18 protein-coding genes and 2 pseudogenes are annotated in these 21,220 nt (G+C 42.2%); 11 read left to right on the forward strand and 9 right to left on the reverse strand.

Features of this window, described 5'->3' with window-relative positions; genetic code table 11:
• The 8 genes and pseudogenes from AC5ELV_RS24300 to AC5ELV_RS24335 form a co-directional block, all read left to right on the forward strand.
• Window positions 1-770 (forward strand): transketolase (locus tag AC5ELV_RS24300; protein ID WP_493432209.1); only part of this gene is annotated, 770 nt, incomplete at its 5' end.
• Window positions 767-1,702, forward strand: coding sequence for a transketolase family protein (locus AC5ELV_RS24305; RefSeq protein ID WP_493432210.1), 936 nt, complete (start codon window positions 767-769; stop codon window positions 1,700-1,702). The genes AC5ELV_RS24300 and AC5ELV_RS24305, both read left to right, overlap by 4 nt.
• A 13-nt stretch (window positions 1,703-1,715) precedes the next feature.
• Window positions 1,716-3,244 (forward strand): annotated as a pseudogene (locus AC5ELV_RS24310) (FGGY family carbohydrate kinase).
• 2 nt (window positions 3,245-3,246) lie between these two features.
• Window positions 3,247-3,621, forward strand: coding sequence for a DUF5060 domain-containing protein (locus tag AC5ELV_RS24315; RefSeq protein WP_493432211.1), 375 nt, complete (start codon window positions 3,247-3,249; stop codon window positions 3,619-3,621).
• Window positions 3,622-3,748: 127 nt separating this feature from the next.
• Window positions 3,749-3,964, forward strand: coding sequence for a hypothetical protein (locus AC5ELV_RS24320; protein ID WP_493432212.1), 216 nt, complete (start codon window positions 3,749-3,751; stop codon window positions 3,962-3,964).
• Between the two features lie 31 nt (window positions 3,965-3,995).
• Window positions 3,996-4,892 (forward strand): nucleoside hydrolase, encoded by an 897-nt coding sequence (locus AC5ELV_RS24325; protein ID WP_493432213.1) that lies wholly within the window; start codon window positions 3,996-3,998, stop codon window positions 4,890-4,892.
• Between the two features lie 308 nt (window positions 4,893-5,200).
• On the forward strand, window positions 5,201-5,632 hold the full coding sequence (locus tag AC5ELV_RS24330) for a hypothetical protein (RefSeq protein ID WP_493432214.1): 432 nt from the start codon (window positions 5,201-5,203) through the stop codon (window positions 5,630-5,632).
• A 240-nt stretch (window positions 5,633-5,872) separates the two neighbouring features.
• Window positions 5,873-6,004, forward strand: a pseudogene (locus AC5ELV_RS24335) (carbohydrate ABC transporter permease); the annotation flags it as partial.
• A gap of 92 nt (window positions 6,005-6,096) precedes the next feature.
• Here the strand turns inward: AC5ELV_RS24335 and AC5ELV_RS24340 are convergent.
• Entirely contained in the window at window positions 6,097-6,981 is an 885-nt protein-coding gene (locus tag AC5ELV_RS24340) for a helix-turn-helix domain-containing protein (RefSeq protein WP_493432215.1), read from the reverse strand.
• Between the two features lie 170 nt (window positions 6,982-7,151).
• Between AC5ELV_RS24340 and AC5ELV_RS24345 the strand changes: the two genes are divergently transcribed.
• Window positions 7,152-9,809, forward strand: coding sequence for a glycoside hydrolase family 78 protein (locus AC5ELV_RS24345; RefSeq protein WP_493432216.1), 2,658 nt, complete (start codon window positions 7,152-7,154; stop codon window positions 9,807-9,809).
• A gap of 195 nt (window positions 9,810-10,004) precedes the next feature.
• Window positions 10,005-10,478 carry an IS200/IS605 family transposase gene (tnpA, locus tag AC5ELV_RS24350; RefSeq protein ID WP_493432217.1) on the forward strand — a complete coding sequence of 158 codons (474 nt, stop codon included), beginning with the start codon at window positions 10,005-10,007 and terminating at the stop codon, window positions 10,476-10,478.
• A gap of 193 nt (window positions 10,479-10,671) precedes the next feature.
• Here the strand turns inward: tnpA and AC5ELV_RS24355 are convergent, their stop codons facing one another.
• Window positions 10,672-11,241: a TetR/AcrR family transcriptional regulator gene (locus AC5ELV_RS24355; RefSeq protein WP_493432218.1), complete on the reverse strand. Its 570-nt coding sequence runs from the start codon at window positions 11,239-11,241 to the stop codon at window positions 10,672-10,674.
• A 129-nt stretch (window positions 11,242-11,370) separates the two neighbouring features.
• On the opposite strand from AC5ELV_RS24355, the gene AC5ELV_RS24360 reads away from it, so the two are divergent.
• Window positions 11,371-12,117 (forward strand): SDR family NAD(P)-dependent oxidoreductase, encoded by a 747-nt coding sequence (locus AC5ELV_RS24360; RefSeq protein ID WP_493432219.1) that lies wholly within the window; start codon window positions 11,371-11,373, stop codon window positions 12,115-12,117.
• Window positions 12,118-12,660: 543 nt separating this feature from the next.
• Here AC5ELV_RS24360 and xerS read toward each other — a convergent pair.
• From xerS to AC5ELV_RS24395, 7 genes are all read right to left on the reverse strand, one after another.
• Window positions 12,661-13,731: a tyrosine recombinase XerS gene (gene xerS, locus AC5ELV_RS24365; RefSeq protein ID WP_493432220.1), complete on the reverse strand. Its 1,071-nt coding sequence runs from the start codon at window positions 13,729-13,731 to the stop codon at window positions 12,661-12,663.
• 97 nt (window positions 13,732-13,828) lie between these two features.
• The gene (locus AC5ELV_RS24370) at window positions 13,829-14,197 is read right to left on the reverse strand and encodes a glycoside hydrolase family 2 TIM barrel-domain containing protein (RefSeq protein ID WP_493432221.1); all 369 of its coding nucleotides are present in this window, start codon (window positions 14,195-14,197) and stop codon (window positions 13,829-13,831) included.
• Between the two features lie 197 nt (window positions 14,198-14,394).
• The gene (gene pgmB, locus AC5ELV_RS24375; RefSeq protein WP_493432222.1) at window positions 14,395-15,033 is read right to left on the reverse strand and encodes a beta-phosphoglucomutase; all 639 of its coding nucleotides are present in this window, start codon (window positions 15,031-15,033) and stop codon (window positions 14,395-14,397) included.
• 16 nt (window positions 15,034-15,049) lie between these two features.
• The gene (locus AC5ELV_RS24380; RefSeq protein ID WP_493432223.1) at window positions 15,050-16,750 is read right to left on the reverse strand and encodes a glycoside hydrolase family 3 protein; all 1,701 of its coding nucleotides are present in this window, start codon (window positions 16,748-16,750) and stop codon (window positions 15,050-15,052) included.
• A gap of 46 nt (window positions 16,751-16,796) precedes the next feature.
• Window positions 16,797-18,722 carry a beta-glucoside-specific PTS transporter subunit IIABC gene (locus tag AC5ELV_RS24385; RefSeq protein ID WP_493432224.1) on the reverse strand — a complete coding sequence of 642 codons (1,926 nt, stop codon included), beginning with the start codon at window positions 18,720-18,722 and terminating at the stop codon, window positions 16,797-16,799.
• A gap of 193 nt (window positions 18,723-18,915) precedes the next feature.
• Complete coding sequence (locus AC5ELV_RS24390) at window positions 18,916-19,767, reverse strand: AraC family transcriptional regulator (protein ID WP_322157993.1); 852 nt, start codon at window positions 19,765-19,767, stop codon at window positions 18,916-18,918.
• A 560-nt stretch (window positions 19,768-20,327) separates the two neighbouring features.
• Window positions 20,328-20,648, reverse strand: a complete 321-nt coding sequence (locus AC5ELV_RS24395) for a glycoside hydrolase family 32 C-terminal domain-containing protein (RefSeq protein ID WP_493432225.1) — start codon at window positions 20,646-20,648, stop codon at window positions 20,328-20,330.
• Window positions 20,649-21,220: the final 572 nt, after the last annotated feature.

Raw genomic sequence — 21,220 nt, forward strand, 5'->3', positions numbered from 1 at the left:
GGGGGGGGGGGGCGCTGAGCAATACCGATATTCTGACTGCACTTTATTATGAAATTATGAATATTGATCCGGCTCAACCGAAGCATAGAAACCGCGACCGTTTCATTGCCAGCAAGGGACATTCCGTAGAATCAATCTGGTGTATTCTGGCCGATAAAGGCTTCTTTCCGAAGGAGGAGCTGGATACCTACAGTCAGTTCGGGACCCGCCTGATCGGTCATCCCAATAACAAGGTGCCCGGCATCGAAATGAATACAGGTGCACTGGGTCATGGACTGCCGATTTCGGTAGGAATGGCGCTTGCGGCCAAAAAGGATAATCTCTCTTACCGCGTCTTCTGCCTGATGGGTGACGGTGAGCAGGCGGAAGGCTCTAACTGGGAAGCGGCCATGGCAGGCGCGCATTACAAGCTTGATAACCTGATCGGAATCATCGACCGCAACCGGCTGCAGATTAGCGGGAGTACGGAAGAGGTTATGGGACTTGAGCCGCTGGAGGAGAAATGGGCAGCTTTCGGGTGGAATGTGGTTTCAATCAACGGTAATGATATGGAGTCGCTGGTGAAAACTTTCCATGAGGCGCCCACTGTACCCGGCAAGCCTACCTTGGTGGTGGCGAATACAGTGAAGGGGAAAGGCGTGTCGTTCGCGGAAAATGTGCCGACCTGGCATCATCATGTGCCAAGTGACGAACAGCTCGCCACCGCCCATGCCGAGCTTAGTGCTGTAATTGAGGAATTGCGCAAGGAAGGAGAGGTGTATCACGCATGAACACAATACCTAACCGTCAGGTAATCTGTGAAACCCTGCTGGAGCTGGCGAAGGAGGACCGAGATATTATGGTGCTGGCCAGTGATTCCCGCGGATCGGCAGCAATGGCGCCTTTCGCCAAGGCTTATCCGGAGCAGTTTGTTGAGGTCGGGATTGCCGAACAGAATATCGTTGGTATGTCAGCAGGTCTTGCCCATAGCGGTAAAAAGCCGTTTGTCACTTCTCCGGCATGCTTCCTGAGCATGCGCAGCATCGAACAGATCAAGGTGGATGTGGCGTACTCCCGCACCAATGTGAAGTTAATCGGCATCAGCGGCGGTGTAAGCTACGGGGCGCTTGGCATGTCGCATCATTCAGTTCAGGATATTGCCGTCGCCCGGGCAATACCAGGCCTAGCAATCATCCTTCCCGCAGACCGGCATGAGACGAAGAAAATGACCGAAGCGCTGGTTAATTACGATAGCGGCGTCTATGTAAGAATAGGTCGTAATGCCGTAGAGGATGTCTATGAATCAGATGATTATCCGTTTGAAATTGGCAAGGCAGTAACGATGAAGCAGGGGACTGACCTGACCATTATTGCTGTAGGGGAAACTGTCCGTATGGCCCTTGATGCAGCAGAGCTGCTTGCAGTAGACGGGATTTCCTGCTGGGTGATCAACATGCATACGATCAAACCGCTGGATGAAGCGGCAATACTATCGGCTGCCCGAGAGACAGGCCGGATTATCACTGTTGAAGAGCACAGTATCTACGGCGGGCTGGGAGCTGCAGTTGCGGAGGTTGTCGTGCAGAACTGCCCGGTACCGATGAAGGTCATCGGAATTCCTGATGAGCCTGCTATTGCCGGCAAGACATCGGAAGTGTTCGCACATTACGGCATTACCGGGGAGAATCTGAAGCAGGTTGCGGCAGACCTGCTCAAGCAGTAAAGGGCGGGGAATTATGGAGCTACAGCACAAGTATATTTTAGCGGTCGACCAAAGCACATCCGGGACGAAAGCGCTCCTGGTCGATCATCAGGGAAATATCATCTCCCGCGCGGACAAGGAACATAAGCAGTATTATCCGCAGCCGGCTGGGTCGAGCATGATCCACTGGAAATTTATGAGAACGTAAAGGAAACTGCAAGACTGGTGCTAGAGCTTGCCGGTATTGCACCTTCCATGCTTGCCGGATTAACGATTACCAATCAGCGTGAAACGGCATTGGTCTGGAACAGAATTACAGGGCTGCCGGTGTACAATGCAGTGGTCTGGCAATGCCAGCGGACGGCGGAAGTCTGCACAATGCTCAAGGCAGTAGGACTTGAAGCGAAGGTTTCAGCTAAGACCGGGTTGATGCTGGATCCTTATTTCTCGGCCACGAAGTTCAAATGGATTCTGGAGCATGCCGAAGGAGCAGCCGGTATGCTTCAGCGGGGCGAGCTGCTGGCCGGAAATATCGACAGTTGGCTGATCTGGAAGCTGACGGGCGGGCAGGCGCATGCTACGGATTACAGCAACGCCAGCCGTACTTCATTGTATAATATACACACGCTTAGCTGGGATGAGGAGCTAGCGGAGATATTCGGCGTTCCGCTCTCACTAATGCCGGAGGTTAAAGCCTCAGATGTTATCTTCGGTTATACGGAGGATCGTGATTTGTTCGAGGAAAAAATCCCGGTTTCGGGCATCATTGGTGATTCCCAGGGCGCGCTTTATGGACACCTGTGTTTTGACTCCGGGACGGCCAAGGCTACTTATGGAACAGGGACTTCGATTCTTATGAATACCGGCGGACAACCGATAGACGGAGGAGAAGGACTTGTTACAGCCATCGCCTGGGGAGCCAGAGGAACGGTAACCTACGCTTTGGAGGCGGTTATCCGCACAACCGGGGACAGCATCAAATGGACGCGGGATAATCTGGGCTTGTTCACTACCTTTGAAGAAATGCAGCAGCTGGTGGATGAGACCAAAGCTAATGAGGGGGTGTATCTGGTCCCTGCCTTTGTGGGTTTGGGGGCACCCTACTGGGACCCTTATGCCAGAGCAGCGATTACGGGGATGAACCGTGGAACCGGCAAAGGACATATTATCCGTGCAGCTTTGGAAAGTATCGCCTATCAGGTTCGCGATGCGGCAGAATTCATCGGGCAGCGTTCGGGCATTAAGCTGCTGGATTTGCGCACAGACGGCGGAGCTTCGGCTAACACGTGGCTGATGGCTTTTCAAGCGGATATGCTTGGCAGACGGATCACGAGGTCATCCTGCGCTGAACTGTCGGCAATGGGCTCTGTATATCTGGGCGGTCTTGGAATCGGTTTCTGGTCAGCACTATCCGAGATTCCGGTAAAATCAGCAATGTATACCATATATGAACCGCAACTGGACGAAACAACCAGAGAGAAGTATTATTCAGGCTGGAAGGATGCCGTGCGTTCTGTTACTGGTAATACATCCTCGGAAAGTTTAACTCATCAGGGAGGTTAATCATGTCTGCTGCTGCAATAGAACAATGGAGTGTATTCGAAATCGAACTCCTGGGACATTCGGACTGCAATCCATTTATCGACTATACCATTGCTGGGGTATTCAAATGCCCGTTTGAAGAGGTAGAGGTTACAGGTTTTTACGATGGGAATGGAATTTACAAAGTCAGATTCATGCCTTCTTTTGAAGGGATGTATACTTATTTTGTAAATGGAAGCTTTTCAGATACTGCGTTTACCGGAACCTTCCTGGTTACAAAGCCGGAAACGGGTAATCATGGCCCGGTGAGAACAAGAGGAACACATTTTGCATACGAGGATGGAACACCTTTTTCCCTGTTGGTACCACCTGTTACGCATGGACACATCAGCCCTTAGAGATTCAGGAAAAAACTCTGGAAAGTTTGAAGCATAGTGCTTTTAATAAAATCCGTTTTTGCATTTTTCCTAAAAGTTATGATTATAACTTCAAGGATCCAATTACATTCCCCTATGAAGGAACACCATGCGACAACTCGGGGATGAACAAGCTTACCTTCGGGGAGTACGATGCGGATACCCCGGGAAACGAATTGCGGGATTGTTTAGTCTTTCTATTCTTTGGTTTGATCTTACAGAGGACAAACAAGAGGAAATTGCGAGAGAGCTTGATGAACGCAGAAAGAGCGTAAACTCCGATTCACCGATAGAAGAAACAAATGAAGAAATCACTAAAGAATAACAAATAAAAGATCAAAGGAGACATTAACACTATGAATTTGCCTTTTGATATTCCAGAACAAAAAAAAATCAGACTGATCATCAACACCGACGCAAAGAACGAAGCTGATGACCAATATGCAATTGTACACGCGCTTCTCACGCCAAAATTTAAGATTAAAGGGATCATCGCTGCACATTTCGGAATCCACCGAACTGAACATGCCATGATGGAGAGCTATGATGAAATTCACAAAGTGCTCGAGTTAATGTACTTGCAAGATCAGGTGCCTGTATATAAAGGTGCAGAGAGAGCAATTGTCGATGAGCTTACTCCCCAGATATCAGAAGGAGCCGAAGCAATCATTAACGAGGCAATGAGTGAGGATACTACGCCTTTATATGTAATATTCCTGGGTCCGCTTACAGATTTGGCTTCCGCATATTTAATGCAGCCTGAAATTGCGGGTAAGCTTACTGCAATCTGGATCGGGGGAGCCCAGTGGCCGGCTGGCGGCTGGGAATTCAATTTGTGGAACGATATAAATGCTGCCAACGTTGTATTTCAATCAGGTATAGATTTGTGGCAGGTACCGATGAATGTGTACTCAACAATTCGGGTCAGCATTGCAGAGCTTGCTATGCGTGTTAAGCCTTACGGCAAAATAGGCAATTATTTGTATCAGCAATTGATAGAATTTAACGACGCCCACGGACATATCCCGCAATTTCCAAAAGGTGAAATGTGGAGTCTTGGTGATTCACCTGCAGTCAGTTTGCTAATCGATGATCATCAATTCGGTTACGAGATGAAGCCGGCGCCTCGATTTACAAATGATATGTATTATGTTCACTTTCAACAAAAGAATCAAATCCGAGTATATCATTATGTCGATCCAAGATTTACACTGGAAGATCTCTTTGCGAAGCTGGCATTAAATTACGGTTGAGGTTGCTGCTGACTAGTATACGGGAACGCGAAAGAAGCTGAACTCTTGAGAAGAGTTCAGCTTCTTTGTTTTTAAAAGAAGTCAGAATAGAGATAATAAAGCTAATTGGAAAAAGCTTGGTGGCGATGAAATGACCAAAGAAGTTAATGAATTAGTTAAATCAAAATAAATGTTACTATGTCCTGATTTTGTCCTGACAAGGGCAGAATCAGGACTTAATTGAAAGGAAGATCCGTGGTGCTAAACAAAGTGATAGGAGATCGAACTAAGATTCCAGTGGCCTCTGTCAAGCCTAAAGAGAATGGGTCATGGAAATCACAAATACCGTTTCATTTAATGATGTTCCCTGGCCTACTGGTCCCATGTTCGGTTCGGTCATTGCCTTCCAGGATTTTAATCCTGCACTTGGGATCTGGAAGTCAACTTGGAATGGCCTTGAGAATTTCAGTTATGTTATGGCATTGCCTGATTCCTTTCAGGTCATATGGAATACGCTCATAATAGCCGTTATGAAAATCGTTGTAGGACTAATAATTCCGATTATTGTTTCTCTATTGCTTAACGAAATTCGCAAAACCTATTTGAAAAAAACCGTTCAAACCCTGATTTACTCGCCGCATTTTTTGTCCTGGATTATTCTGGGGGGCGTTCTGATCGACATTCTGTCGCCTACAAACGGTATTGTTAATCAATTCATTAATTGGTTGGGGAATGGATTTTTAAGTCTGTGGTGTCACTGATTCTACTCTCTTCTTCATATTTCCTTGCTTATCGCTTTGCTAACTATAGAATATTCTGAATGGAAGGGAAGACAATCTGATTATGATTGAACGGTATTCATTTAGTCGCAAATTGTTTATAGGATTTAACTATGGATTTCTGACCCTTCTGTCAATTCTGTGCATATTACCACTTGTTCATGTTCTGGCTGTCTCATTCAGTTCCACTTCAACTCAGCCAGTCTGGAAACGATAGCAGAGCTGCAGAAGATTAGTGACCGCACTTACAAATCTGCTCAAATATTCTTAGGAGCTTTGCCTATTTTGCTAGTATATCCTTTCCTTCAAAGATTTTTTATGACGGGAATTGTATTAGGCAGTGTAAAGGAATAGCTATTATTTATAATTGCATACTCAGAATAAAGAGGGCCGCTAGCAGATATCAATTGCTGCTTCGGCCCCGCTGTTTGATTGCACATAGTTCGTTACTCTTTGGAGTTTTTATTAACAGTAGCGCGGTACTGTCTGGGTGGCATTCCGATCTTTTTCTTAAACAACCGATGGAAGAACTTTAAATCAAGATAACCGACAGCTTCAGCAATTTCTCTGACACTATAGCGACTTCCTGTCAGCAGACGGCAAGCGGCATCCATCCGCACGTTCTGAACGTACTCCTTAAAACTCATGCCAGTCTGACGCTGAAACAAGCGGCTAAAATGCCGTTCACTGAGGTTTGCTTTGGCGGCAAGTTCCCCGAGCGTAAGCCCGGTTGCATAATAATTGTTAATATAAATGATTGCTTCGTCGACGGTTAACCATTGAGGCTTATCTCCAGCAGATATACCGAGCTGCAACTGATGTCTGTATAGGCCTGTTACAATCCGCAAAACGAGTGAAGAGAGGATCAGTATATATCCCGGTGGTTTAGCTGAGAATTCACGGTACATTTCATGGAACATAGCATGATACTCCCCTCTGGTATCCTTCATGGAGAACCAGGACAGGTGCTTGTCCGTAAATAAATTGAGAATATCTGCATATGGTGAAAAGTCCGCCAGAAGTTCTGTTAAAAATGACGATGGAAACAAGCAATTGTAGACGATAAGCGGGCGGTCTTTTTTTGGTGTTGTAGGCCTGAATACATGACTTTGACCAACAGGTATGAAGAAGAGCGTTCCATGCTCAACAGGAACAGCCTCATTGGCTATGTAATGAACGCCTGTTCCTTCACTTACGTATGTTATCTCTATAAATTCATGAGAGTGCTCGGATAACTCAAATGTTTCAAAGGCACGATTCACAAAGATCGGTACTTCTGGTTCAAAAAATCTTTCGCCAGTCATCATATAAGTACTGCGCTTGATACTCATAAATAACCTTCCTTCCAAGAGGCTGCTGTGTTGATCTCATTCTACGTAATTGATGATAGGATGTCTATAGACACCTATAAAATAGTCGATATTAACCTATAAGCAGACTCTTATTTCCTCTTACAATATTACATGTAGATGTACTTTATAATGAATCAGGAGTGATATATGTGACCAATTGTACGATCACTAATCTTCGAATTAATTATCGGAATAATCCTGTCGGGATCGATGATGGTAAGCCGCGGATTAGTTGGCAGATTAACTCTGAAGCCAGAGGTTTTGTTCAAGCAGCCTATCAGATTCAAGTCGCTTATCGTTCCGATTTTGAATCGGAAATTATCTGGGACTCTAAAAAGACAGATTCAGATAAAAACGTTCATATTGAATACGCAGGACCTGCTTTGAAATCTCATACCAGATATTATTCCAGAGTCCGTATCTGGGACTCTAAGGGTGACCAATCCGAGTGGAGTGAGCCGGGGTATTGGGAGACAGCATTTATGTCTGCTGATGAATGGCAGACATATTGGATTACAACACCGGCACAGAATGATGAATTAGAAAAAGAAGCGTGTGATTATATACGTTCAGAGGTTTCATTACCCCAAGATATTGTCACAGCGAAAATATATGCAACTTCACTGGGGATGTATCGGCTATATATCAACGGAGTGCCGGCAGATGATACATTGTTTAATCCCGGCTATACAAGCTATAAGAATAGGCTTCAATACCAAACCTATGATGTGACCTCCTTAATGAATTCAGGCTCCAATGCGATTGGGTGCATCTTAGGCAACGGCTGGTATAAAGGATACCTTGCATGGGAAGGGAAAAACTCACACTACGGGAATACCCGTGCTTTAATGATCCAGATTCATGTTACTTTGGCTGACGGTTCTGAACAAGTCTTCATTTCAAATGATGGGTGGAAAGTTTCTTCCGGACCCATCTTAATGTCTGAAATATATCATGGGGAAACCTATGATGCCCGGCTAGAGATGGAGGGCTGGTCCTCCCCTGGTTTTGATGATCTGCATTGGGAAAATGCAGTGGTTACAAAAGCCCCGGTATCTGCATTGGTTGCTCAGGAGAACGAGCCGGCTAGAATAATTGAAACGCTCAAGCCTGTAGCAGTCATTACAACTCCTAACGGAGATACCGTGCTCGATATGGGCCAAAATATGGTCGGATTTGTGGAATTCACTGTTCGTGCGGAGGCAGGCACCTCTATTACTTTACAACATGCCGAGGTACTAGACCGTGACGGTAATTTCTACACCGGAAATTTGCGTTTAGCAAAGCAGACGGTGACGTATATTTGTAAAGGGAACGGAAAGGAGACGTTTCATCCGAACTTTTCCTTTCAGGGTTTCCGGTATGTGAAAGTGACGGGAGTACCTGAAGATCAATTGCTGGAGCAATTCCTAGGCTGTGTTATTCATTCCGATTTGGAACAAACAGGGAGCTTCCGTTGCTCTGATGAACTGGTCAACCAGCTCCAGCACAACATTTTATGGGGGCAGAAGGGGAATTTCCTTGATGTACCTACAGACTGTCCGCAGCGAGATGAAAGATTAGGCTGGACAGGAGATGCTCAAGTTTTCATCCGTACAGCAGCGTTTAATATGAACGTAGTTCCTTTTTTTGAGAAATGGTTAAAGGATTTGGCTGCAGATCAAGAAGAAGACGGAAGGGTTCCGCACGTTATCCCAGATGTTCCAGTGGCAGGATACGGATCTTCTGCCTGGGGGGATGCGGCTATAATTTGTCCTTGGACATTGTATCAATGCTATGGTGATACCCGGGTTCTGGAAACGCAGTATCCAAGTATGAGAGCTTGGGTCGAATACATCCATGCACAGGGTGAAAATGAATACTTATGGAATACGGGGTTTCATTGGGGTGACTGGCTTGGTCTCGATGCCAAAGAAAACAGCTACATCGGCGCTACGCCAAAGGACTTAATTGCTACTGCTTTTTATGCGTATTCAACCGAGTTGCTGGCTAAAACCGCGGCAGTAATAGGTAAAGAGGCAGACGCTGAAAAATACGCCTTACTGCATAAAAATATCGTGGACGCCTTCCGACAAGAGTTCGTGACGCCGAACGGTCGGGTAGCTTCACCAACACAAACAGCATACGCCTTGGCGCTTATGTTTGATTTAATGGAAGAACAGGATCGTCCCCGCACGGCCAAAATGTTAGCCGAGCATATTGAAGAGAATGGAGTGCACTTAACGACCGGCTTTGTGGGTACTCCTTACCTCTGTCTCGTCCTTTCCCGGTTCGGGTATACGGACCTCGCTTATCAGCTAGTGCTTCAAAAGGAATATCCATCCTGGTTATATTCCGTTATACAAGGGGCGACTACGATCTGGGAGCACTGGGACGGAATCAAACAGGATGGTACATTCTGGAGTGACAATATGAACTCTTATAACCATTATGCTTATGGTGCGGTTGGTGACTGGCTCTACCGCATTGTCAGCGGGATTGACCTGATCGAACCGGGATACAAGAAAATCCGGATTCAGCCCCATATGGGTGAACAATTCTCTTGGGCTGAAGCATCATTTGATTCTGTATACGGGACGATCAGCACAGCTTGGAATAAACAGGATGACGGTACGGTGAAGTTTAATGTAGTCATTCCTGCTAATACATCGGCTGAAGTAATCCTCCCGGCAAGTAGTATGGATAGTATCCTGGAGGGAGAGAAATCCTTAAACCAAACCGCTGGTCTGCTCAAAGTGGAGCAATCCGGTTCAGAACAGTTACTTTTGCTTGGCTCTGGAAATTATAGCTTTACGTTTGCTAAATAAATCACAATAACAATCATAAACAAAAGTCGACCGGTTAGCGGTTGACTTTTGTTTATGGCTTTAGCCAGTTGAGTGCGTGAAACGCGCGAAACAAAAAACCACCCGCTATGCGGGTGGAGGGGCCGAAGGTTTGACCACCGAGACCGTTCCGATACAATTGAGATGTTCAGGCTCAAAGGGAAGGAATGGTCTTAAATGGCAAACAAGAGCTACAGCCTTGCTCACACAAAGTGGATGTGCAAATACCACATTGTATTCACCCCGAAGTATAGACGGAAAGAGATCTATAATCAAGTGAGAAAAGATCTGATCGAAATCTTCAAACGCTTATGTAAGTACAAGGGAGTAAAAATTATAGAAGGCCACATGATGCCAGATCACGTGCACATGTTGGTAGCGATTCCGCCGAAAATTGCAGTCTCATCATTCATGGGATATCTGAAGGGGAAAAGTTCCTTAATGATCTTTGAGAAGCACGCACAGTTAAAGTATAAATATGGGAATCGAAAATTTTGGGCAGAAGGATATGATGTAAGTACAGTGGGCTTAAATGAAGCAACTGTAGCGAAATATATACGGGAGCAAGAAGCACATGACCAAGCCATAGATAAGTTGAGTGTAAAAGAGTATGAAGATCCGTTCAGCAGCAACCAGAGCAAAAAGAAATAAGCCAGTTTAACTGGTAAGTGAAAGTGACAAATAACATTGAGCCTGAACGGATATGTGGTCAGGCTAGCGTCTTTAGGAGCAGTTTGGCAACAGGGGGTTATACCCCAAGGGCAAACTACCCGTTGGACGGGTGGTCCTGATTTAAGGAATGTATCGACTGGGTGATACCCATCAGTGAACTTGTGAATCTTTCTTATAGGGATCTTAGCACATGATTTGAAGAACCGTCTAAATTCAGAATAAGTTTCAACTGATTGTCAACTTCTTTGACCGATATAGAAAAGTCTTGCGCGACCCATTCCATAACAACTCCCAGATAAGCGCTTCTTTGAAAGGCAAAATAAAGATCAGCATTTATATGCTTCGAAGGATCTAACATTATTGATTCCTCGATCATTGTTTGAATATGTTTTGAATATTGAAAATAAAACTGCAAAGGTGCACTTGGTGAAAAAATAAACCGATAATAATAATCATGTTGCTGAACATGCATTAGTAATTTTTCATACGAAGGCAATACACCCGTTCGTTCTAAATTTTTTTGATATGGCGTTAATTCCCGTTCAACTTTTGCGATCAGATGCTCAGTATAATCATTAAACAAATCATTTTTATCAACATAGTGGACATAGAAGGTACTTCTGTTTACTTTTGCTAATTTACAAATCTCTGAAACAGTAGCTTGTTCAAATGAGGAGTTTTTTAGTAATTTTTCAATTGTTAGATACAAATTTTGCTTTGTCCTTAATACTCTTTTATCCATATTAAAATCTCCTTTTATTAAATAACCGACAACTATACAAGATTTGTTGATTAGTATTTCCCTAAATTTATTATCATTAAAGAGACAGTTGTCTATTAATTTTATCATAATATTTAGGGAGATGTTCAAATGAATAAAGTAGTAATTATTACTGGAGCAGCAACGGGTTTAGGGCGTTCGACAGCTCTGAAGTTAGCAGAGCAAGGATATAAATTATCTCTTGTTGATTTTAATGAAAAAGATGGTCAACAAACGACGAACAATGTTAAAGAAAAAGGTGCTGAAGCAATCTTTGTGAAAGCAGATGTCTCTAACGAAAACGATGTTCAAAATTATGTTACTAAGACTGTAGAAGCATTTGGCAGAGTTGATTTCTTTATTAATAATGCAGGCATTATGATTCCATTTCGTTTAATTCATGAGTACTCTTCTGACGAGTATGATCGTCTAATGAATATCAACGTAAAAGGTGCATTTTTGGGAGTTAAATATGTAATCCCAGTAATGCTGGAGAATGGAGGGGGAACAATCGTGAATACGGTTTCTTCTAATTCATTTAAGCCAACAGCCTTTAATGGTATTTATTCTGCTTCAAAACATGCAATGGCAGGAATCACCAAATCTATTGGTCAAGACTATCAAAACAAGTCAATCTTCGCTGTAGGCGTGGCTCCTAATACTATGCAAACTAATATTTCAGCAAACGCAGCTGTTACTATTAATGAAGACATCCTTAAAGGGATCTCTGAAACAACAGGTCCAAATATCTCAGCAACTCCAGAAGAAGTAGCAGAAGCAGTCATTTTTGCCATGACGAATGGAAAATTATTATCAGGTTCGATTGTAAATTGCGCAGGAGGTCAAATTTACAATTAAAGATATAGATAAGGCAAAACGAATGTTACAAATAAAGGGCATACTATTTAAAATTCTTGTTTATGAACAACACATAGAACAGAGAAAGTTGTGGTACGAAGTCGTTTAAAAAGCCACCAAGATGGTAGGGAGATAGATCAAAAAGATTGACCAAACGTTCAACTAACGAAAACGATAGCTCAATAAAAACAAGAACATTGTTCCATTCAAAGTTGTATTATCCCCTTCAAGTAGACACTTTTAAAAAAAACCTTGTGTGTTACCATGAGGAAATGAGTGAACTTGGAGGGGAATTTTTATGGATAAAAAGAACAAGTAGGGGCGTCCTCTTACATCCTTTTCCAGCATCGAGGAGGAACGGACTACTTGAAAGCTCAGGTGGATTACTTAAAAAAGCGATATCCAATCGGGTAACAGAGCGAAGCTCGCCTTAGGGGAAGCAGGCATGCTGCCCGAGGAATTAAATCAATTAACGAGTTAGACTTTTAGTCAAAATACGGATTTTGTGCAATAGTCTTGAAAAAACCGCATAGTGCCGCGGGTTTATCGATCCATGTTATTTACTGCATTACGCATCTCTTCATCAGTTAGGTGTGTGTATATCATTGTCGTTTGTATCGACGAATGTCCTAACTGATTCTTTAACCTGGGTACATCGTTATTCTCCAGATGATATCGTGTTGCAAAGGAGTGTCTGAGAGAATGCACTGTTAACGAAGGCTTGCCAAAGGCTGTTGCATACTTTTCAACGAGTTTTTCAATTGATCGTTGTGTCAAACGTCGGCTTTTTCCTTTACGGCCTACAGGAGCTGCTATGAACAAATAGTTCTCGTGTTTTTCAGGCACATATTTTTTTTCTCTGATCTGAAGATAACTTTCTAAATCCATTAATGCCTGCCTGCTAAAGTAAACATATTGTTCTTTATCACCTTTGCGTATCACTCTGACTAAAGCTTTATTCATATCTAGATCATCCATATTAATACCTGCAACCTCTGATAATCTAAGTCCAGAACCTAATATCAACGAAACAATTGCGGTGTCACGTTCGCGGTTAAATTGATGAAACGAAAAGATCCGTTTATTGTCTTTATGTTTTTCGCCAAAATCATGGGCTACAAATTGTCTGAACAATTCAAAGTCGTCTTCTCTTAAAATTTTTCCTTCAATGCGATTTGCTATAGTTTCCTGGCTTTCTTTTATAGCATTCAAGTCCATCTTGGCCATAACATTTCGTTGGAGATAAGGCTTTAGATCGGGGGTTTCAGCCTTATTCTGCAGGTAATCGAACAAAGATTTTAATGAGGACAATTTTCGATTAATCGTAAGCTTTTTGTTTCCCAGCTGATAATCCAGAAATGACATAAAGTTTTCCGCCTCACGAATGGTTAATCGTTCTAACGTTTCTAAATTTATCTCTTTTCGGATTGATGAAGTTATATCCTCAGCGATAAGCCAATCAAAAAATATAATGTAATCATGACAATAATTAAGAAGTGTCGTTGGAGATAACTTTCGTTTTTTACTATCGATAAATTCTGTAACGTACCAAGGTAAATCAGATAGTTTATCATCAATTCGTTGCATATAGTGCATTTTCATTTGTTTATCCATATATGTACGCACCTCCGTGTTTTCAATATATCTCATCTTTATTTATTCGTCAAATTATTATTTTACGTAATTAAATTAACTTTGACTCTACCCTACCTTATAATCTCAATGAATAATATTCTGCCAGCTCGCCAGTAACCTCGTCCATCAGTCCACAAACTGCTAGATTTACGGCTCTGGTTGGATCTAATTCTTTGGTGAAATCAATAATTTTCTTTGCCCAAGCATAACCTTCCGACTGACCATCTCGTTCCATGATCTCATTTCCAACAGCCCATAAGATAACAGATGGATGATTATAATCCCTTAAAATCATGGAAGCTAAATCCTCTTGCCAATCTTTCTCAAACCACAGATGGTAGTCATTAGCAGTCATACCCACTCTCCACACATCAAACGCCTCGTCAACGACCAATAATCCAAGTCTGTCACAAGCGTCCAGAAATGCAGGTGAAATTTGATTCACTTCCGGTCACTCTCATTGTACTAACTCATGAAGTTCAGTAACATGAATGGTGTTAGCGCTTTCATTTGTATAATATGAAACAAACACACCAAGTTCGGAATAGTCAAATGTAAAATAAAACGCAGGAATGATTGAGGGTAAAGCAAAACGGCCTCAGTCCGATGGAATACAGGACCAAGACCGCCTAATTAATTTTATTATTTGCAAATTTGTAACAGTTCTCTAAATGAGTTCATGCGATAAGTCGCCAGATCATACTGTGCAGCGTCTCCAATCGCAGCTGAATCCATCTTGGCGTTAACAGCAGCCTTGATGCCAGCTATGGCGTCCTCAACTACAAGACATTCTTTCTCGTAAACACCAATATATTGAGCAGCTTTAATAAACACTTCAGGATCTGGTTTGGAATTAGTAATGTTGCTGCCATCCGACACAGCATCAAAGAAGTCGCCCAAGCCAATTCGTTCCAGAATATACCGTGCATTTTGACTTGACGAGCCGATAGCCAGCTTAAGACCCTGTTCTCTCAGTTGAAGTAAAGTCTCTCTCACTTCATCCCTTAAATCAGCAGGAGACATTTCTGTAAGAAGCGTTTTGTAATAAGCATTTTTTTCTTCGGCTATTGCCAGCTTCTCCTCTTCCTTCAACTTCCGGGGATGGTTCTCCAGGATTATATTCAGACTTTCCATGCGGCTTACCCCACGAAGACGATTGTTAACTGCTTCGTCAAAATTAATTTCGAGGGAATCAGCAACTTTTTTCCAGGCTTGATAATGGTAGTCATCTGTAAAACAAATCACTCCGTCCAAATCAAATATGATAGCTTTATACTTCATGCCTCTTCTCCCCTTCTTATAATTTAGTATCCCAGTAAGAACAGAAGGGATCAATGGGATTTTTACCTTTGAATTCGCTTTTTCCTACCAATTTCTCTACAATCAGCTTGGGATTATATTCATTTGCCGTATAAGCATTGATGTAGGTTTTGATCATTGGAACATCCTGCAAATGATATGGATTAGCCACCGAAACAAAGATTGTAGGAATCTCATGAACAAACCACGGAGTGTCCAGCCCCATAGGAGGCAGCCAGTTTATTCTTACAGTCGTCTGATTGCTTGCAGTTTTAATATTGGCAAAGTAAATAACCAGATCGTACTGTTTTCTAATATCTGCGATCGGACTCTTTCTGAATAAATCACTATGGATGTCTGCATCGAATTTATCTACTTGGAATCCTTCATCTTGCAAGCTTTGTATAAATAAATTACTAACCGGAGGTTTACCGCTGGCACTTACGATATCTCCAAGAACAAAAACCATAATTTTTTTATGTTTTTCCTTGTCAATAGGCAAAATATGTTGCGTATCTTTGACAAGCGTTATGGATTGATCCGATAATTCTTCCGCCCATTTCACGTGCTCCGGGCATTTTAGAATAGCCAGTCCTTCTTTCGGCGGCATAAGCTTCTCTGCCTTGGCCTTGCTATGCAGCTTTAAAGATGCTTTGGTAGCCAGGATTCGGGATACTGCTTCATCCAGCCGTTGCTGCGACACCGTTCCGTCATGAATCCCGTCCTTCATATACTGATAATCTTCTTCCATGTTGCGGGTAAAAAGAATCATGTCGCAACCAGCAGCGATAGCTTCCGGTATCAAGTCCGATCTACGTCCAGTTACCGCAAAACCGACCATTTCAGTCGCATCCGTTACAATCAGACCATTAAAATTTAGTTTATTCCGAAGTAGTCCCTGCAACAGTTCTTTTGATAACGAAGCGGGCCTCATGTCCTCGTCTTTGATATCTGGAGAAAATACTTTGGTATACGCTGGTTGCAGAATATGACCGGCCATAACTGTCTTCGCCCCTCGGTCTATCATCGCCTGATAAACGAAGCCAAATGTGGCATCCCACTCTTCCACGGATAGCGAATTTACCGAAGCTACCAAATGCTGATCCCGATCATCCACTCCATCTCCGGGGAAATGCTTAATGGAGACAGCCACGCCATTTTCCTGACATCCCTTCATATAAGCACTAGCCATATCAAGCACTCTTTGAGGATTCGATCCGTAGGTCCGTACATTGGTGATCGGATTTGAATGATTCATATCAATATCAACCACCGGTGCAAATGCCCAATTACAACCGACTGCGCTTCCTTCTTTAGCTGCGACAACACCCAAATGATAGGCGTTTTCTACATTGTCACTGGCGGCGACTTGAATTTGTCTACCAAAGAAGGTTCCATCATTACCAATTCCATCGCCCCCTGCCTCCAGGTTTGCCGCCAGAAGCATAGGAATTTGGCTTTGATTTTGCAAAAACTGATGGATTCCATATATTTTTTCGCTTTCGCCCGGCCGATACATCATAGCACCTGGTTTATACGTTTCCACAATCTGGCCCAAAACACTAAAATCATTTGAATCTCCATGCAAGCAAAACAACTGCCCGATTTTTTCCTCTACCGTCATATTGGAGAGCGTGTCTTCTATCCAGGATATGTCCTGGTCCGAAAGGAAGAATGGATTGCCTTTGAAATTAATCATGAATGGAATGCACCTCTTTTGATTTTATTAATCTAAATTCTTGCGTCTACGCTTTTTGAACAGTAAGTAGTATATCCGTATAATCAACAGAGGTTTGAGCTGTACCTTTGACATCAGCAAAGTTAGCAGTATTGGTTACAATAATTGGCGTAACCGTCGAATACCCGGCTTCTTTGATTTTGTCGATATCGAATTCCAGCAGCAGCTGCCCCTTGGTCACCCGATCTCCTTGGCTCACCTTGGGAGAAAAAGCACCATTTTTCAGCTTAACTGTGTTTTGACCCACATGAATTAACAATTCAATCCCGCTGTCGAAGGCCAAGCCTACCGCATGTCCTGTGTGATAAAAACTGATGACTTCAGCATCTGCAGGAGCATATAATTTGCCCTCAGTCGGGATAATAGCCATCCCTTTACCCAGTGACTCTGTTGAGAAGGCCTCATCCTCAACTTGACTTAAAGGAATAACTTCACCTTTTAGAGGACTTGAAAGTTCTTCTTGGTTCTTAGAAGTTTCCGGTTCCGGAACGGATCTGTTAGCCATTTCATTGTTATTTTGTATTTTTTCATCCTTAAACAAGAGATAGGCCAGAATAAAAGAAATGACCATTGCTCCAATGGTAACAAACGCCAGACGAATAACTCCCTGCATTGAACTGGTTTCAGGGTCAATAAAGCTTGGAAAACCGAAAACACCCAGACCGCCCAGGACGAAAAATTTAATTCCCAACATCATGGATACTGCACCGGCTACCCCTGTGGCGATGCAGCTGATAATAAACGGCCGTTTACGTGGCAGTGTAATTCCGTAAATAGCGGGTTCGGAAACCCCCACCAAGCCAGAGAAAAATGCCGGGAGTGAAAGAGATTTGAGTTTTTTATCTTTCGTTTTGAAGTAGATCGCCAGAACAACTGCCGATTGGGTAAATGAAGCTGTAAAGGTTGCCGCAAAAATAGTATCATAACCGAGCGTCATCGTATTGTTAATTACAATCGGAATCAATCCCCAATGTAAGCCGAACATTACAAATACCTGCCATAATCCACCTAAAAACATCCCATATAATATAGGGCTGATGTCGTTAAGAGCTAAAGTAGTCGCACCGACCAAATTGGACGCCCATGTTGAAATAGGTCCGATGACGATCAACGTCAATGGGATTGTAATTCCAAGTGTAAAGAGTGGTACGAAGAACATTTTGACAACTTCCGGTGCTATTTTTTTTAAGAATTTTTCTATTTTTGACGCCAGAAATACGGAAATAAGTACAGGTATTACAGTAGAGGAGTAGTTGAGTAATATGACCGGTATTCCCAAAAAGGTCAGAAATACTTTCGATTCCAATACCGTTCCGGCAAATAACGTGGAAATGGCTTCGCCACCAGCAGCGGCAATAAGGGTCGGGTAAAGCATACTTGCTCCGATGGCAACTCCGACAAATTCATTACTTTTAAACTTCCTGGCTGCCGTAAGTCCGAGGAAGATGGGGAAAAAGTAAAAAATGGCATCTCCTGTGGCCTGGAGAATAATGTATGTCCCGTCTGTCGAACTTAAAATACCGATCGCGACGAGAAGCGCAAGTACCCCTTTTAGCACCCCGCCCGTAATCAGAATGCTCAGAATGGGGGTAAAAACTCCCGAAATCATGTCGATAAACCGATTAAACAAACTCATTTTTTTCCGGGGTTCCTTCTCATTTTCTTGTCCCACCTGTTCAGTCAGTCCAAGACTTTTCGAAACCACTTTATATACATCAGGCACATGCGTTCCGATAACTACTTGATACTGTCCACCGCTCTCGACAGCGGTTACAACACCATCTGTATTCTTCAACACCTCAGTGTTTGCTTTACTCGAATCCTTTAATTGAAACCGAAGTCGTGTCACACAGTGCGTTAAAGAATCAACATTGCTTTTCCCGCCTACATTTTGAATGATGATTTTCGTTAATTCATCATACTTGCTTGCCATTGCCTGTTCCCCCCTGTTTGTCTAACTTACATTATTAATCTTAGTCCCTTTTTTGTGTGCTTTCTTTCCAATGATTAGCTTATTTTTGGGCGAAAATTGATATTTTCAATAGAAGAAAAACACTATACAAAAAAAACCGTCTTCGATTTGAAGACGATTTCAATAATATTCGGATCATATACTAATGTGTATACTAATGTGTCGTCCCCTCTTTTTTGGATAAAAGTCTATATTGAAGAGGAGTCGTTTTATGCACTTCCTTAAATTCCCGGATCATAGATTTAACGTCGCTAAATCCCGTTTCTATGGAAATTTCTAGCATAGATAAATCCGTTTTAAGAATAAGCTTTCTGGCATAATACAGGCGGACACTTGTTAAATAGTTCTTGTAACCGATGCCCATATACTTCTTAAAGCTTCTTGAGAAATGGGGCTTGCTAAATCCAAAAGCATCCGCAACATCTTCCAAGCTTAAATTCTCCTTGTAATTTTTATTGATATAGTCGATGATTTTTTTATATCTCTCGGCATACTTTTCCGAAAAGACCTCTGTAACCTTATTTTTTTCTACTTTGAAATGAGTCAGCAGCAGATATAACAATTCATACAAGGCACTTCTTAGGCGCAGATTATAAAACTCATCCTGTTTAGTATAGATCTCCAGCATTCGATGAATAGCTATCCCCAATTGGGAATACCATAAGTGATCTTTTTGCAAAACGAAACGAATATCGTCTATTTCTTCATAAATTTCTTTTAAAAAGTTGTGGGAAATCAGAATACTGCAACCTCGGTTCGACTCACCGTATTGATACTCGTGAGGAAAGCCTCCGTGGATAATTTCAATATCGCCGGAATGCAGTTCTTTGGTTTCACCGTTGACCCATAGTGTAATGTCTCCACCCAAGGCATAGACGATTTCCATACTTCTATGCCAATGCTTGGCAATCATTGATTCCCCCATAAGCAATACTTGTTCATGAGGCACCACTTTCAACGGGTAATTTTTGACCATCCTATTGATTTCGTAATATCCTCGCTCCATTATAAATCCTCCTTAAACAACCACGGAACATCATACTATATTATCATCATTACATCTTCTTTCATATTTAGATCCTGTGTACGGTAGAAAAAGTACCACCCGGCAAGTCATCGAATAAGTGCTGCCTCGACTCGTTCAATCCGATTTTCAATTGATCTGGAGTTAATCGTTGGATATTGCCTTTACGACGGATTGGTGCTGCGATAAATAGATAATTATCCGACTTCACTGATACATGCCGACATTCCGTATTTTTAAGTTGTTATTCACATCCAACAATGACCTGCTGAATCTGAAAGAATTTGACATAAACTCTTAGAAAGAAAAAACGAACTCCTTCCCAGATAGGAATAGTTCGTTCTGATAATACCTAGTTGCTCTAATTAGTTTTGAGGACGAAATTCGAATCAAGTCATGGCTCAACGAGTTCAGTCTTAAGATAATTTCAATTCGAATGAGAACGATAACTAACGTCTAGACAGTCTCATTTCCCCAAATACTTACCAGATCATTGATTTGAAGCGACACAACCCTTACTTCTCCACCAATGGCATAGAGTTCTAGATCTCTACTTCCAAGTCAGGGAAAATCAAATCTGAAATGATTGTTTTCCCACTATTGCCAAAGACCTCAACACTTGACCAATCTACGTAAATGCTCAACTGTATCCGACCATACTCTGGCTTCATAGGGGCCTTGTGTTTTGCTGTGAAATCGGAGTGAAAATCAATAGTGCTCGACTTCGTCCGATCGACGAACAACTCCCCATTCGAGACATTGTAGCCGACAATAGTTTCCTGATTGGAAGACTTCCGCACTTTGAATCCGAATTCCACTGCAGTATTGATTTCAAATTCTGCAATAATTTTGTCCAGTGACAACAAGTTTATCCCGTTATTGACAACAAGTTTGCCGAATTAGAGATTATGACAACAAGTTTAACCCTTTCTTATATGAATTTTGTTGGAACAAGCCTAATAATATTTTTGAAATCCATATTATTGTTATCATCCTTCTTGCAAAGGTATAAACTTGTTGTCAAATTTTCAGAATAAAATTATTATTTCAAGTAGTTATAAAGTACTTTTGTTCTCTGACAAGATTTACATTATTTATCCATATTATTGACTGCCTTCCTCATTTCCTCATCAGTTAAATGTGTATAGATCATGGTTGTTTGTATTGAGGAATGGCCTAATTGGTTCTTTAGTCTAGGCACATCATTGTTCTCTAAGTGCCTTCTGGAAATAATAACTGTGCTTAATTTTTTACTTCCCTGTAGCTTATTATTTTTATTTATGAAATTATTTAAATAAGGCTAAATTATCTAAATTCATTTTAGGGCGTTGGATAGATTCTCCTTATAATTGGTCAATTTGTGTAAACTTGATTTGCTTGTCATTAAGGTAGTTGTATGTATTCATTATAATAAACAGCAAAGTTGTGAATAAAG

It is taken from the genome of Paenibacillus sp. NMA1017, from assembly GCF_058895805.1.